Source organism: Streptomyces sp. NPDC002446 (genome assembly GCF_053595675.1).
The window spans coordinates 1-13087 of the sequence record NZ_JBSFYC010000080.1; the positions used below are offsets into that span (position 1 = coordinate 1).

A 13087-nucleotide genomic window follows, 5' to 3' on the forward strand; every position below is an offset into this window, starting at 1 on the left:
GTCACCAGTGCGGCGGTGGTGATGGTGACGGTCTTCGCGAGCTTCCTGTTCCTGCATAAAGCGAAGCAGTCCCACACCCCTGCCCCGGAGGACCGCCACCGCACCCGAAAACGCCCCGCGCAGCGGCAACAGCCCGCCGCAGGCGCAACAAGCGCAACCCCCACGGCGGGAAAGCCAAAAACGTGGGCAGCAGGCAAAGCGCAGCGGAAGCGTTTTGCTCGTATTGCTCCGGCGTCAAGTCCTTGTTAACAAAACTTTGCGGCACCTACCGTCACCCCAACCGCCACCCCCGGCTGATGTTCAAGGGCGAACGTGAGGTACCCCTAATGCTGACAATCCTCGGATTCGTCATGATCGCCACCTTCCTGGTGCTGATCATGATGAAGAAGATGTCACCGATGGCAGCGCTCGTGCTCATTCCCGCGCTGTTCTGCGTCCTGGTCGGACAGGGCGCGAACCTGGGCGACTACGTCGTCAAGGGCATCGGTGACCTGGCCCCCACGGCCGCCATGCTGATGTTCGCCATCATCTACTTCGGGGTGATGATCGACGTCGGTCTCTTCGACCCGATCGTCCGCGGCATCCTCAGGTTCTGCAAGGCGGACCCGGTACGGGTGGTGGTCGGTACCGCGCTGCTCGCCGCGATCGTCTCGCTCGACGGGGACGGCTCCACCACCTTCATGATCACCGTCTCTGCGCTCTACCCGCTGTACAAGCGGCTGAAGATGAGCCTGGTCGTCATGACCGGTGTCGCCGCCACCGCCAACGGCGTGATGAACACGCTCCCGTGGGGCGGCCCGACCGCCCGCGCCGCCACCGCGCTCAAGCTGGACGCCGGCGACATCTTCATCCCGATGATCCCCGCACTCGCCGTCGGCCTGGCCGCCGTCTTCGTCCTCGCGTACGTCCTCGGCCGGCGCGAGCGCAAGCGGCTGGGCGTACTGACCCTCGGCGAGACCCGGATCGTGACCGAGACCGCGGACGAGAAGGAGACCGAGCAGGTCCTGGTCGGGGCGGGCACCGGCGTCAAGGGCGGGGCATCCGCCGCCGGCAAGCACCCCACCGGCGGCGCCGCCCCCACCGGCTCCGACGGCGATCCGCGCGACCTGGACCTCCAGGGGCTGGACCCGCAGCGCGCCACCCTGCGCCCCAAGCTCTACTGGTTCAACGCCGCGCTCACCGTCGCGCTGCTCACCCTGCTGATCCTGCAGACCCTGCCGATCCCGGTCCTCTTCCTGCTCGGCGCGGCCATCGCACTCACCGTCAACTTCCCGCAGATGAAGGACCAGAAGGCCCGGATCGCCGCGCACGCCGAGAACGTCCTGAACGTCTCCGGCATGGTCTTCGCCGCGGCCGTCTTCACCGGTGTGCTCACCGGCACCGGCATGGTCGAGCACATGGCCCGCTGGCTGGTCTCCGGCATCCCGGACGCGCTCGGCCCGCACATGGGCATCGTCACCGGCGTCCTCAGCATCCCGCTGACCTACTTCATGTCCAACGACGGCTTCTACTTCGGCATCGTGCCGATCCTCGCCGAGGCCGGCGCCGCCCACGGTGTGGCTCCCATCGAGATCGCCCGCGCCTCCCTGGTCGGCCAGGCCCTGCACATGTCCAGCCCGCTGGTCCCCGCCGTGTACGTGCTCGTGGGCATGGCCAAGGTCGAGTTCGGCGACCACACGAAGTTCACCGTCAAGTGGGCCGCCCTCACCTCGCTCGTGGTCCTGGGAGCCGGTCTGCTCTTCGGCATCATCTAGATGACCGCGACCGATACCGCGGGGCCCGGCAGGAGCTGGCTGCTGCGCCTGGTCGTCACCTTCTCCTTCGCGCAGGGAGCGGTGAGCATGGCCAGGCCGGCGGTCTCCTACCGGGCCCTCGCCTTGGGCGCCGACGAGCGGGCTATTGGCGTGATCACCGCCTGTTACGCCCTGCTGCCGCTGCTGGCCGCCGTCCCGCTCGGCCGCCGTACCGACCAGGGCCGCTGCGCGCCGCTGCTGGTCGTCGGGGTGGCGCTGATCGGCGGCGGCTGCGCGCTCGGCGGCCTGGCGGGGTCACTGCCCGCGATGGCCGCCTGGAGCGGGGTGATGGGCCTGGGGCACCTGTGCTTCGTCATCGGCGCCCAGTCGATCGTCGCGCGCCGCAGCGCACCCGAGGACCGCGACCGCAACTTCGGCCACTTCACCGTCGGCGCCTCGCTCGGCCAGCTGATCGGCCCGGTCGCCGCCGGTCTGGTCATCTCCGAGCACAACGGCAAGATGGCGCCCACCAGCGCCACCGCCCTGCTCGTCGCCGGCGCGGTCGCCGCCGTCTCCTACGCCTCGCTCTGGCGCCTGGAACAGCGCCCCCGCCGGGCACCGGCCGCCGGCGATCCGGCTCCCGCGGCGCGAGCGCCGGTCCCGGTGCGCCGCATCCTGCGCACCCGGGGCGTACCGGCCGGCATCTTCATGAGCCTGGCCGTGCTCTCCGCGACCGACATCCTCACCGCCTACCTCCCCGTCATCGGGGAGGACCGGGCGATCGCCCCCGCCACCATCGGCCTGCTGCTCAGTCTGCGGGCCGCGGCCACCATCGCCTGCCGGCTGGTGATGACGCCGATGATCCGGTGGCTGGGGCGCACCGCGCTGATGGCCGGCAGCTGTGCGCTGGCCGGGCTGCTGTGCGGCGGTCTGGTGCTGCCGGTGCCGGTCTGGGGGCTGGCCGTGATGCTGGGCGGGCTCGGCTTCTGCCTGGGCGTCGGCCAGCCGCTGTCGATGACCACCGTCGTCCAGGCCGCCCCCGAGCGGGCCCGCAGTACGGCGCTGGCGCTCCGCCTCACCGGCAACCGCCTGGGTCAGGTCGCCGCCCCGGCCGGTGCCGGTCTGCTGGCCGGTCTCGCGGGCACCGCCGCGCCCTTCGTCATGCTCGGTGTGCTGCTGCTGACCTCCGCCGGTCTGGCCGCCCGTACCGGAGGTGAGCGGGACGGCGGGAGCGTGCCCGCCGCCGCGCGGGACAACCGGACGGGCCGCCGGCTCCGCAAGGCCGCCCCAGGTGACCGTAAGCAAACCCGAAGGGGACCGTAAGGGCAGGTCGGCAGGGTGGTGTGCACAGCGGGACCGGCAGTGGGCCGGGCCCCGACGGGAACGATGCGGAGCATCTCGATGAGCACCTCGCAGCAGCACACCCCCACCCCCGTGACCGTCCTCGGACTCGGCGCCATGGGCCGCGCGCTGGCCGATGCCTTCCTGCGGGCCGGGCACCCCACGACGGTCTGGAACCGTACGCCGGGCAGGGCCGACGAGCTGGTCGGGCGGGGCGCGGTGCGCGCGGACACGGTGGCCGAGGCGGTGGCGGCCGCCCCGCTGGTGATCGTGTGCGTGGTCGACTACGGCGCGTCCGGGGCGATCCTGGAGCCGGTCGGCGCGCGGCTGTCCGGCCGGGTGCTGGTCAACCTCACCTCCGACACGCCGGAGCGCTCGCGGGCCGCGGCCACCTGGGCCGCCGGGCACGGCATCGACTACCTGGACGGCTCGATCATGGTGCCGACGCCGGTCATCGGGCAGGACGAGGCGACCATCCTCTACAGCGGTGCGCGGGAGGCGTTCACGACGTACGAGCCGGTCCTCAAGGCGCTCGGCGGCCGGGCCGTGTACCTGGGGGAGGACCCCGGTACGGCGGCGGTCTACGACCTCTCCCTGCTCGGCTTCTTCTACTCGGCGATGGCCGGGCTGGTGCACTCCTTCGCGCTGTCCGGGACGGAGGGCATACCGGCCGGGGAGTTCGCGCCGTTCACCGAGGCGATCGTGGGGATCCTGCCGGCGATCGCCCGGGCGATGGCCGAGGATCTGGACCGCGGGGTGTTCTCCGGCGACCAGGACAACATCGTCATGGAGGCGGCGGGCCTGGCCCACATCATCGAGGCGGCCGAGCACCGCGGCCTCAACACCGAGGTGCTCAGCGCCGTCAAGGGCCTCGCCGACCGGACCATCGCCGCGGGCCACGGCGGTGGAGGATTCGTCAGCGTGATGGCGGAGATGCACAAACCCACCGCCGAGGCGTGAGTGAATACGGCCTGGCGGCGCAAAACTACCGGCGCTAGTTTGGGTGCTGACCACCACCGGCCCGGGAGGACGACGAAGTGAAGCACCACGACGCGATGTTCATCGACGGCACCTGGCGGCCCGCCGCGGGGGCCGGGACGATCGATGTGGTCAACCCGGCCGACGAGCAGGTCATCGCGACCGTCCCGGCCGGCACGGCGGAGGACGTGGACGCCGCCGTGCGCGCCGCCCGCGCCGCGCTGCCCGGGTGGGCCGCCACCGCCCCGGCCGAGCGCGCCGCCCGGCTGTCCGCGCTGCGCGACCAGCTCGCCGCCCGTACGGAGGAGATCGCCCAGACCGTCACCGCCGAGCTGGGCGCCACGCTCGGCTTCAGCCGGCGGGTACAGGCCGGGCTGCCCGTCGTGATCACCGGCTCGTACGCCGAACTGGCCGCCTCCTACGCCTTCGAGGAGCGCATCGGCAACTCCACCGTCTACCACGAGCCGGTCGGCGTGGTCGCCGCGATCACGCCCTGGAACTACCCGCTGCACCAGGTCGTCAACAAGGTCGCGCCGGCGCTCGCCGCGGGCTGCACCGTCGTCCTCAAGCCCGCCGAGGACACCCCGCTCACCGCCCAGCTCTTCGCCGAGTGCGTGGACGCGGCGGGCGTACCGGCCGGTGTCTTCAACCTCGTCACCGGGCTCGGCCAGGTCGCGGGCCAGGCGCTGGCCGAGCACCCGGACGTGGACCTGGTGTCCTTCACCGGATCGACCGCGGTCGGCAGGAAGATCGGCGCGATCGCCGGCGGTGACGTCAAGCGGGTCGCCCTCGAACTGGGCGGAAAGTCCGCCAACGTCATCCTCCCGGGCGCCGATCTGGCCAAGGCGGTGCAGGTCAACGTCGCCGATGTGATGCGCAACTCCGGCCAGTCCTGCAACGCCCTGACCCGGATGCTGGTGCACGGCGACCAGTACGAGGAAGCGGTGGCGCTGGCCGCGGAGGCCGTCGGCACCTACCTCGTGGGCGACCCGCAGGACGACGGCAGCCGGCTGGGCCCGGTCGTCAACGCCAAGCAGCGCGACCGGGTGCGCGGCTACATCGAGCGCGGTGTGCAGGAGGGCGCGCGCCTGGTGGCGGGCGGACCGGACGCGCCCGAGGGCCGGGAGCGGGGCTACTTCGTACGCCCCACCGTCTTCGCCGACGTCACGACGGACATGGCGATCGCGCAGGAGGAGATCTTCGGCCCGGTCCTGTCGATCCTGAAGTACGAGAGCGAGGAGGAGGCGCTGCGCATCGCCAACGACTCCGCCTACGGGCTGGGCGGGGCGGTGTGGGCGGGCGACCGGGAGACGGCGGTCGCCTTCGCCCGGCGCCTGGAGACCGGGCAGGTCGACATCAACGGCGGCCGCTTCAACCCGCTCGCCCCGTTCGGCGGTTACAAGCAGTCCGGTGTCGGCCGGGAGCTGGGCCCGCACGGGCTGGCCGAGTACCTCCAGACCAAGTCGCTCCAGTTCTGACCGGGCCGCGCGGCGGCGGACCTTACCGCCCGCCGGCCGCGCGGCAGCACCCCTTTCGCCGTCCGCCGCCGCCCCGAGGAGACCCCGTGGTCCGCGCCGCCGTACTGCCCGCCGTCAACGCCCCGCTCCAGATCACCGAGATCGAGCTGCCCGAGCCCGGCCCCGGGCAGGTCCGCATCAAGCTCGCCGCCGCCGGTGTCTGCCACTCCGACCTCTCGCTGTCCAACGGAACGCTGCGCCAGCCCGCCCCGGCCGTCCTCGGGCACGAGGGCTCGGGCACCGTCACCGCGGTCGGCGCCGGGGTGACCACGGTGGCCCCGGGCGATGAGGTCGTCCTCAACTGGGCGCCGTCCTGCGGAGACTGTCACTTCTGCCGGCTGGCCGAGCCCTGGCTGTGCGCCCACTCCGGCCTCGCCGCGAGCGCCCCGTACGCCCGGGTCGCCGCCGACGGCACCGAGCTCTACCCGGGCCTGGGCACCGCCGCCTTCGCCGAGGAGACCGTGGTGCCCGCGCACGCCGCGCTGCCGCTGCCGGCCGGGGTGCCGCTCGCCGACGGCGCGCTGCTGGGCTGTGCGGTGCTCACCGGCTGGGGCGCGGTGCACCACAGCGCGCGGGTGCGGGCGGGGGAGTCGGTGGCGGTGTTCGGCGTCGGCGGGGTGGGCCTGGCCACGCTGCAGGCGGCACGGATCGCGGGGGCGGGCCCGATCGTGGCCGTGGACGTCTCCCCGGAGAAGGAGCAGCTGGCCCGCTCGGCCGGCGCCACCGAATTCGTGGTGGCCGGCGAGGACACCGCCAAGCGGGTCCGCACGCTCACCGGGGGCGTGGGCGCCGATGTCGCCGTCGAGTGCGTGGGCCGCGCCGACACCATCCGTACGGCCTGGTCGGCCACCCGGCGCGGCGGCCGTACGACGGTCGTCGGCATCGGCGGCCAGGACCAGCAGGTGGCCTTCTCCGCCCTGGAGCTCTTCTACTTCGGCCGGACCCTCGCCGGCTGCGTCTACGGCAACAGCGACCCGGCCCGCGACCTCCCCGTCATCGCCGGGCACATCCGCTCCGGCGCCCTCGACCTCTCCGCCCTGGTCACCGACCGGATCGGCCTCGACGACATCCCGGCCGCCTTCGAGGCGATGGTGGCCGGGAAGGGCGGGCGGGCGCTGGTGGTCTTCTAGGCGCGGGCGGTCGGCTTCCGGGGGGAACGGGGGCGACGCGGCGGGGCCGGGCGCGGGAGGCGTCCGGCCCCGTGTGCGTGCGGGCCGCCGAGAACTCGTGCCGCGCGGTCCGTTGACGCCGTACCGGCTGGTCGGTACGTTCGCCCGGCATCATGGCGCCGCCCCCCTCCCCCCGGACCCCCGGAGCGTGCACGCATGGACCCGGCCCCCTCCGCGCCCCACGGCAGCACCGCAACCCCGCCCTCCGCCCGCAGCCGCCGCAGGGTCGCCACCGCCGCCGCCCTCGCTTCCGCCGTCGAGTGGTACGACTACTTCGTCTTCGGCATCGCCGCCGCGCTGGTCCTCGGCGACGCCTTCTTCCCCTCGGGCAGCCGGGCGGCCGGTGTGCTCGCCTCGTTCGCGACCTTCGCGGTGGGCTTTCTCGCCCGCCCCGTCGGCGGGGTGATCGCCGGTCACCTCGGCGACCGGCGCGGCCGCAAGCCCATGCTGGTGCTCGCGCTGACCCTGATGGGGCTGGCCACCACCGCCATCGGCCTGCTGCCCTCCTACGACACGATCGGGCTGGCCGCGCCGGTCCTGCTGGTCGTGCTGCGGCTGCTGCAGGGCATCGCGGTCGGCGCCCAGTGGGGCGGCGCGATGCTGATGGCCACGGAGTACGCCCCCGAGGGCAGGCGCGGACTGTACGGCTCGCTGGTGCAGCTCGGCGTGCCCCTCGGGGTGATGACCGCCAACTCCGTCTTCCTGCTGGCCGGGGCCCTCACCGGTGAGCGGGCGTTCGGGACCTGGGGGTGGCGGATCCCGTTCCTGGTCGGCGTACTGGTGCTGATCCTCGCCCGGTACATCCACCTCCATGTCGAGGAGACGCCCGAATTCCGGGCCGCGGAGGAAAGGCTGGCGGCGTCCGAGAAGGCGGCCGCGGCCCGGCGCTCACCGCTGCGGACCATTCTGCGGCAGCACCTCGCTACGGTCCTGCTGGCCGGCGGCTCGTTCGCGGTGAACACCGCCACCTTCTACATCCTGATCACTGGAGTGCTGGACTACGCCACCCGCGAGCTGGAGATGCGGCGCACCTCCGTACTGGCCGTCTCGCTGCTGGTCAGCCTCACCCAGCTGGTCCTCATCCCGGCCGCCGCGGCACTCTCCGACCGGGTGGGCCGGCTGCGGGTCTACGCCGCGGGCGCCGCCGGGCTGCTGCTCTGGGCGGTGCCGATGTTTCTGCTCATCGACACCGCGTCGCTGGTGTGGCTGGCCGTCGGCACCTTCGTCGGCAGCTGCTTCCTGAGCATCATGTACGGCCCGCAGGCCGCGCTGTTCGCCGAGCTGTTCACCCCCGAGATGCGCTATACGGGCGCCTCGCTCGGCTATCAGATCAGCGCGATCCTCGGCGGCGGGCTCGCGCCGTTCCTGATGGTGCTGCTGCTGGAGGCGACCGGCACCTCGATGGCGGTGTCCGCGTACATCATGGCGCTGTCCGTCCTCGCCCTGGCCTCCATCTGGCTGCTCACCCGCCGGGCGAAGGGCGGTGCCCCGCGCCCTTGAGAGGAACCCCTACGCCCTGCGCAGCCGGGGGAAGGCCGGCGCGGCCGTCAGGAAGGCCAGCGAGACCAGGACGAACGGCCAGGTGAAGGCGTGGCCGCCGGACGGCGCGAAGAGCGCGGTCAGGGCCGGGCTCAGCACCGTCGCGGCGGCGGCGCCGGTCACCGCGTACGCCAGGCTCCAGCCGTCCGCGACCAGGAAGACCCCGCACAGCGCCATCGCCACCAGCACCGCGTTGTAGCCCAGCGCGCCCTCGGCCACCTGCTCGGCGGGTGCGCCGAGGGCCCATGCGGTGAGGATGCCGACGACGCTGCCGACGCAGGCCAGCACGCCCGCCCGGCGGCAGGCGGCGAAGATGCCCAGCAGGAAGATCAGGCCGACGTACCACTGCGGCATGAAGAAGATCTGCCCCACGTTGGCGAAGAAGGCGTGCCAGAGGTCGGAGAAGGTGAGGGCGGCGGGGCCGACGGCCGGGCGGGGGAGCGCGGCCGGGCCCGCGTCCTGGTGCCAGACCCTCTGGAAGCCCGGCGCGGCGAGGGTCAGCGCGCCGGCCGTCAGACAGAACGGCAGGGTGAAGGCGGGCAGCTCCCAGGTGGCCAGTATCCGCGCCGCGGCGCCGGCGAGGACGGTGACCACCGCACTGCCGGCCAGCGCGAGCAGCGCGGTGGAGAGGCGGTCGGCGCCGAGGAACACCGCGCAGCCGACGGCCACCAGGCAGGCGTTGAACCCTTCGAGCCCCGCGGTGATCCGGTCCCGGTCCACGCCCAGGAAGCGGGCGGTGGCGGTGCCCACGGCCGTGCCTATCAGCCCGTAGAGCCCGTACGCCCAGCCCGCCGCGAACAGACCGGCCGAGAACACCGCACCGGTCAGCGCGTTCGGCAGGAAGTCGACCTGCGCCTGACCGCGCAGCACCTCGATGACGAACCGTCCGCAAGGCGTCCGGAAAGGGCCGTTGAGAGCCGTCGCCAGCGCGCGCACGCCGCCTCCTGCTTCCTGCACCGTGCCCCTGCCCGCCAGAGGCGGATGCACTTTACAGCTGCGTGCCCTCCGGCCGCGGTACGAGCTCGGGGTGCTGCAGCGCCAGGCCGTCCACCAGGGCCCGCAGGCCGGTCTCGAATGCGCCCTCGTCCACCCGGCGCTGATGCTCCGCGAGGAGGTGCGCCTGGCCCAGGTGCGGATAGTCGGCCGGGTCGTACGCGCTCGGATCGTCCACGAAGCCGCGGGCGAACGAGCCCAGCGCGGAGCCCGCCACGAAGTAGCGGACCATCGCGCAGACCCGGGTGGCCTGCGCCGGCGGCCAGCCCGCCTCGACCATCCCGCCGAACGCCGCATCGGCCATCTTCAGCCCGGCCGGGCGCCGCCCCGGGCCCTGGGCGAGGAACGGCACGATGTGCGGATGCGCGGCGAGCGCCGCGCGGTAGGAGCGGGCCCAGTCGAGCAGCCCCGCGCGCCAGTCCCCGCCCTCTCGGAACGTCGACACGTCGACCTCGGCGATGACCGTGTCGGCGACCGCGTCGAGGATCTCGTCCTTGGTCGTGAAGTGGTTGTAGAGGGACGGCCCGCTCACACCCAGCTCCGCCGCCAGCCGGCGGGTGGAGAGCGCCGGCAGCCCTTCGGAGTCGATCAGCTCCAGCGCCGTGGACACGATGCGCTCGCGGCTCAGCAGGGGCTTGCGGGGTCGGGCCATGACGCACATAGTAGAGGCTGCCCAGCGAAAACTAGCAGTGCTAATTAAGCGGAAACCGCCTGCGCCCCGGGCGTGCGCGGTGCTGCTCTCGTCCGAGAGAGGGGCCGGGATGGATCTGGAGCTCAGCGCGGAGCAGACCGCCGCACGGCGGCTCGCCAGGGACTTCGTCGACCGCGAGGTCGCGCCGTACGCCGCCGCCTGGGACCGCGCGGAGAAGGTCGACCGCGGCATCGTCAAGAGACTCGGTGACCTCGGCTTCCTCGGGCTCACCGTCCCGGAGGAGTACGGCGGTTCGGGCGGCGACCATCTCTCCTACGTCCTGGTGACCGAGGAGCTGGGCCGCGGCGACTCCTCGGTGCGCGGCATCGTCTCCGTATCGCTGGGGCTGGTCGCCAAGACCCTCGCGTCCTGGGGGGACGAGCGGCAGAAGCGGGAGTGGCTGCCGCGGCTCACCTCCGGCGAGGCGGTCGGCTGCTTCGGCCTGACCGAGCCCGGCACCGGCTCCGACGCGGCCCGCCTCGCCACCCGCGCGGTCCGCGACGGGGGCCCCGACGGAGACTGGATCCTCGACGGCGCCAAGACGTTCATCACCAACGGCACCTGGGCCGATGTCGTACTGCTCTTCGCCCGCACCGGCGACGCCCCCGGCCACCAGGGCATCAGCGCGTTCCTGGTGCCGGCCGACAGCCCCGGCCTGGAGCGCCGCGAGATCCACGGAAAGCTGGGGCTGCGCGGCCAGGCCACCGCGGAGCTGGTGCTGGACGGCGTACGGGTGCCCGCCGCCGCGATGCTGGGGCCCGAGGGCAAGGGCTTCTCGGTGGCGATGTCCGCGCTGGCCAAGGGCCGGATGTCGGTCGCCGCCGGCTGTGTGGGCATCTGCCAGGCCGCGCTGGACGCCGCCGTCGGCTATGCGGGGCAGCGCGAGCAGTTCGGCAAGCCCATCGCGGGCCATCAGCTGGTGCAGGAGCTGATCAGTGATATCGCGGTGGACGTGGACGCCGCGCGCCTGCTGACCTGGCGGGTCGCCGATCTGATCGAGCGCGGCGAGCCGTTCGCGACCGCCGCGTCGAAGGCCAAGCTGTTCGCCTCCGAGGCCGCGGTGCGCGCGGCCGGCAACGCCCTGCAGGTCTTCGGCGGCTATGGCTATATCGACGAGTACCCGGTCGGCAAACTGCTGCGCGACGCCCGGGTGATGACCCTCTACGAGGGCACCAGCCAGATCCAGAAGCTGGTCATCGGACGCGCGCTGACCGGGGTCTCCGCCTTCTGACCTCACCGGACTGACCCTAAGCGCTTGCTCAGTCACGCGGTATGGTGTTCGATCCGTCAGGGGAACGTCCCTGACGGATCGAGGAGCGGGGTGCGGCGATGGGTGCGGCGGCGAAGCAGGCTGCGGAGGAGAGCGAGGAGTGGGCCGGGGTGACCCCGGACGCCGCGCGACGGCTGGTCAGCGCCGCCGTCGAGGCGTTCGCCGAGCGCGGCTACCACGCCACGACCACCCGTGACATCGCCGGCCGGGCCGGAATGAGCCCGGCCGCCCTCTACATCCACTACAAGACCAAGGAAGAGCTGCTCTACCGCATCAGCGGCATCGGCCACGAGAAGGCCCTGCGCATCATGGGCGCCGCCGCCGAGGCCGAGGGCAGCGCCGCCGAGCGGCTGGGCGACGCCGTGCGGACCTTCGCCCGCTGGCACGCCGAGCACCACACCACCGCCCGGGTCATCCAGTACGAACTCCAGGCGCTGAGCCCCGAGCACTACACCGAGATCGCCGGTCTGCGCCGCCGGACGGACCGGTTGCTGCGGCAGATCATCCAGGACGGCGCGGACAGCGGGGAGTTCCGGGCCGACGACGTGCCGGGCACCACCCTCGCGGTGCTGTCGCTGTGCGTGGACGTCGCCCGCTGGTTCTCGGCGGACGGCTCGCGCACCCCCGACGAGGTCGGCACGCTCTACGCCGACCTCGTACTGCGGATGGTGGGCGCCGCCCCCAAGGGCGCCGCCCCGAAGGGCCCCGCTACAGATAGAAACGGCTGACCGACTCCGCGACGCACACCGGCTTGTCGCCGCCCTCGCGCTCGATCGTCACCACGGTGGTGAGCTGCACCCCGCCCTTCACCTCGGCGACCTCGGCGACCTTCGCCGTGGCGCGCAGCCGTGAGCCGACCGGGACCGTGGCGGGGAAGCGCACCTTGTTGGTGCCGTAGTTGATCCCCATCTTCACGTTGTCGACCCGCATCAGCTGCGGTACGAAGGCCGGCAGCAGGGACAGCGTCAGATAGCCGTGCGCGATGGTGGTGCCGAACGGGCCGGCCGCGGCCCTCTCCTGGTCCACATGGATCCACTGGTGATCGCCGGTGGCCTCGGCGAACAGGTCGATCCGCTTCTGGTCGATCTCCAGCCAGTCACTCGTGCCCAGCTCCTCGCCGACCGCGGCCCGCAGCTCGTCGAGCGATCCAAACACCCGGGGCTCTGCCATGTCCGTCTGCCTCCTCGGTATCCACAGGCGCCGCCGTCCGCCGGCCGACCCTTCTAAGCGCTTGCTCAGCATGGGGAGTGCGGGTACCCGCTGTCAACGCCCGCGAAAGGCCCGGAGGCTAGGGTTGAGACGTGCCCCAGCTTCCGTTCAAGGTTCATGAGCTCTCCGTCGGCCAGCTCTCCGCGCGCAGCGGCGCGGCGGTGTCCGCGCTGCACTTCTACGAGTCCAAGGGGCTGATCAGCAGCACCCGGACGGCCGGCAATCAGCGCCGCTACACCCGTGACGCGCTGCGCCGGGTCGCCTTCGTCCGGGCGGCGCAGCGGGTCGGGATCCCGCTCGCGGTGATCCGGGACGCGCTGGCGGAGCTGCCCGACGAGCGCACCCCCAACCGCGACGACTGGGCCCGGCTCTCCCAGGTCTGGCGCTCCGAGCTGGACGAGCGGATCAGCCAACTCGTGGAGCTGCGCGACCGGTTGACCGACTGCATCGGCTGCGGCTGCCTCTCGCTGGAGAAGTGCGCGCTGTCCAACCCGTACGACAACCTCGGCGAGCAGGGGCCCGGCGCACGGCGGCTGCGGGTCGACCGGAGCGCCAGGGACGCCGAGCCCCGGCCGTCGTGTCCGCAGGACACAGGGGAATGAGGGCGGGCGCGCCCGCCCCGGGAGGGGACGGGCGCGCCCGGTCAG

General features: G+C 72.8%; 13 protein-coding genes. 10 read left to right on the plus strand and 3 right to left on the minus strand.

The window, feature by feature from the left end; all coding sequences use genetic code 11:
• The 7 genes from ACWD6P_RS31445 to ACWD6P_RS31475 all read left to right on the plus strand — a co-directional run.
• Window positions 1-249, plus strand: a 249-nt coding sequence (locus tag ACWD6P_RS31445) for a hypothetical protein (RefSeq protein ID WP_451447576.1), incomplete at its 5' end; no start/stop codon positions are given.
• A gap of 77 nt (window positions 250-326) precedes the next feature.
• The gene (locus tag ACWD6P_RS31450; protein WP_451447577.1) at window positions 327-1754 is read left to right on the plus strand and encodes a CitMHS family transporter; all 1428 of its coding nucleotides are present in this window, start codon (window positions 327-329) and stop codon (window positions 1752-1754) included.
• On the plus strand, window positions 1755-3056 hold the full coding sequence (locus ACWD6P_RS31455) for an MFS transporter (RefSeq protein ID WP_451447578.1): 1302 nt from the start codon (window positions 1755-1757) through the stop codon (window positions 3054-3056).
• Between the two features lie 78 nt (window positions 3057-3134).
• The gene (locus ACWD6P_RS31460; protein ID WP_451447579.1) at window positions 3135-4034 is read left to right on the plus strand and encodes an NAD(P)-dependent oxidoreductase; all 900 of its coding nucleotides are present in this window, start codon (window positions 3135-3137) and stop codon (window positions 4032-4034) included.
• A gap of 77 nt (window positions 4035-4111) precedes the next feature.
• Entirely contained in the window at window positions 4112-5530 is a 1419-nt protein-coding gene (locus ACWD6P_RS31465; protein ID WP_451447580.1) for an aldehyde dehydrogenase family protein, read from the plus strand.
• An 86-nt stretch (window positions 5531-5616) separates the two neighbouring features.
• Window positions 5617-6699, plus strand: a complete 1083-nt coding sequence (locus tag ACWD6P_RS31470) for a Zn-dependent alcohol dehydrogenase (RefSeq protein ID WP_451447581.1) — start codon at window positions 5617-5619, stop codon at window positions 6697-6699.
• 195 nt (window positions 6700-6894) lie between these two features.
• Window positions 6895-8238, plus strand: a complete 1344-nt coding sequence (locus ACWD6P_RS31475; RefSeq protein WP_451447582.1) for an MFS transporter — start codon at window positions 6895-6897, stop codon at window positions 8236-8238.
• Between the two features lie 9 nt (window positions 8239-8247).
• Here ACWD6P_RS31475 and ACWD6P_RS31480 read toward each other — a convergent pair whose 3' ends face one another.
• Both ACWD6P_RS31480 and ACWD6P_RS31485 read right to left on the minus strand, forming a co-directional pair.
• The gene (locus ACWD6P_RS31480; RefSeq protein WP_451447583.1) at window positions 8248-9213 is read right to left on the minus strand and encodes an urea transporter; all 966 of its coding nucleotides are present in this window, start codon (window positions 9211-9213) and stop codon (window positions 8248-8250) included.
• Between the two features lie 52 nt (window positions 9214-9265).
• Window positions 9266-9922 (minus strand): TetR/AcrR family transcriptional regulator, encoded by a 657-nt coding sequence (locus ACWD6P_RS31485; protein WP_451447584.1) that lies wholly within the window; start codon window positions 9920-9922, stop codon window positions 9266-9268.
• Window positions 9923-10031: 109 nt separating this feature from the next.
• On the opposite strand from ACWD6P_RS31485, the gene ACWD6P_RS31490 reads away from it, so the two are divergent.
• Window positions 10032-11192, plus strand: coding sequence for an acyl-CoA dehydrogenase family protein (locus ACWD6P_RS31490; RefSeq protein ID WP_451447585.1), 1161 nt, complete (start codon window positions 10032-10034; stop codon window positions 11190-11192).
• 98 nt (window positions 11193-11290) lie between these two features.
• Window positions 11291-11959 (plus strand): TetR/AcrR family transcriptional regulator, encoded by a 669-nt coding sequence (locus tag ACWD6P_RS31495; protein WP_451447586.1) that lies wholly within the window; start codon window positions 11291-11293, stop codon window positions 11957-11959.
• On the opposite strand, the gene ACWD6P_RS31500 is transcribed toward ACWD6P_RS31495, so the two are convergent.
• A complete protein-coding gene (locus tag ACWD6P_RS31500) occupies window positions 11940-12401 on the minus strand; it encodes a MaoC family dehydratase (protein WP_451447587.1) in 462 nt (153 codons plus the stop codon). The two genes, ACWD6P_RS31495 and ACWD6P_RS31500, sit on opposite strands and share 20 nt — an antisense overlap.
• 131 nt (window positions 12402-12532) lie before the next feature.
• Between ACWD6P_RS31500 and soxR the strand changes: the two genes are divergently transcribed.
• The gene (gene soxR / locus ACWD6P_RS31505; protein ID WP_451447588.1) at window positions 12533-13042 is read left to right on the plus strand and encodes a redox-sensitive transcriptional activator SoxR; all 510 of its coding nucleotides are present in this window, start codon (window positions 12533-12535) and stop codon (window positions 13040-13042) included.
• Window positions 13043-13087 lie beyond the last annotated feature (45 nt).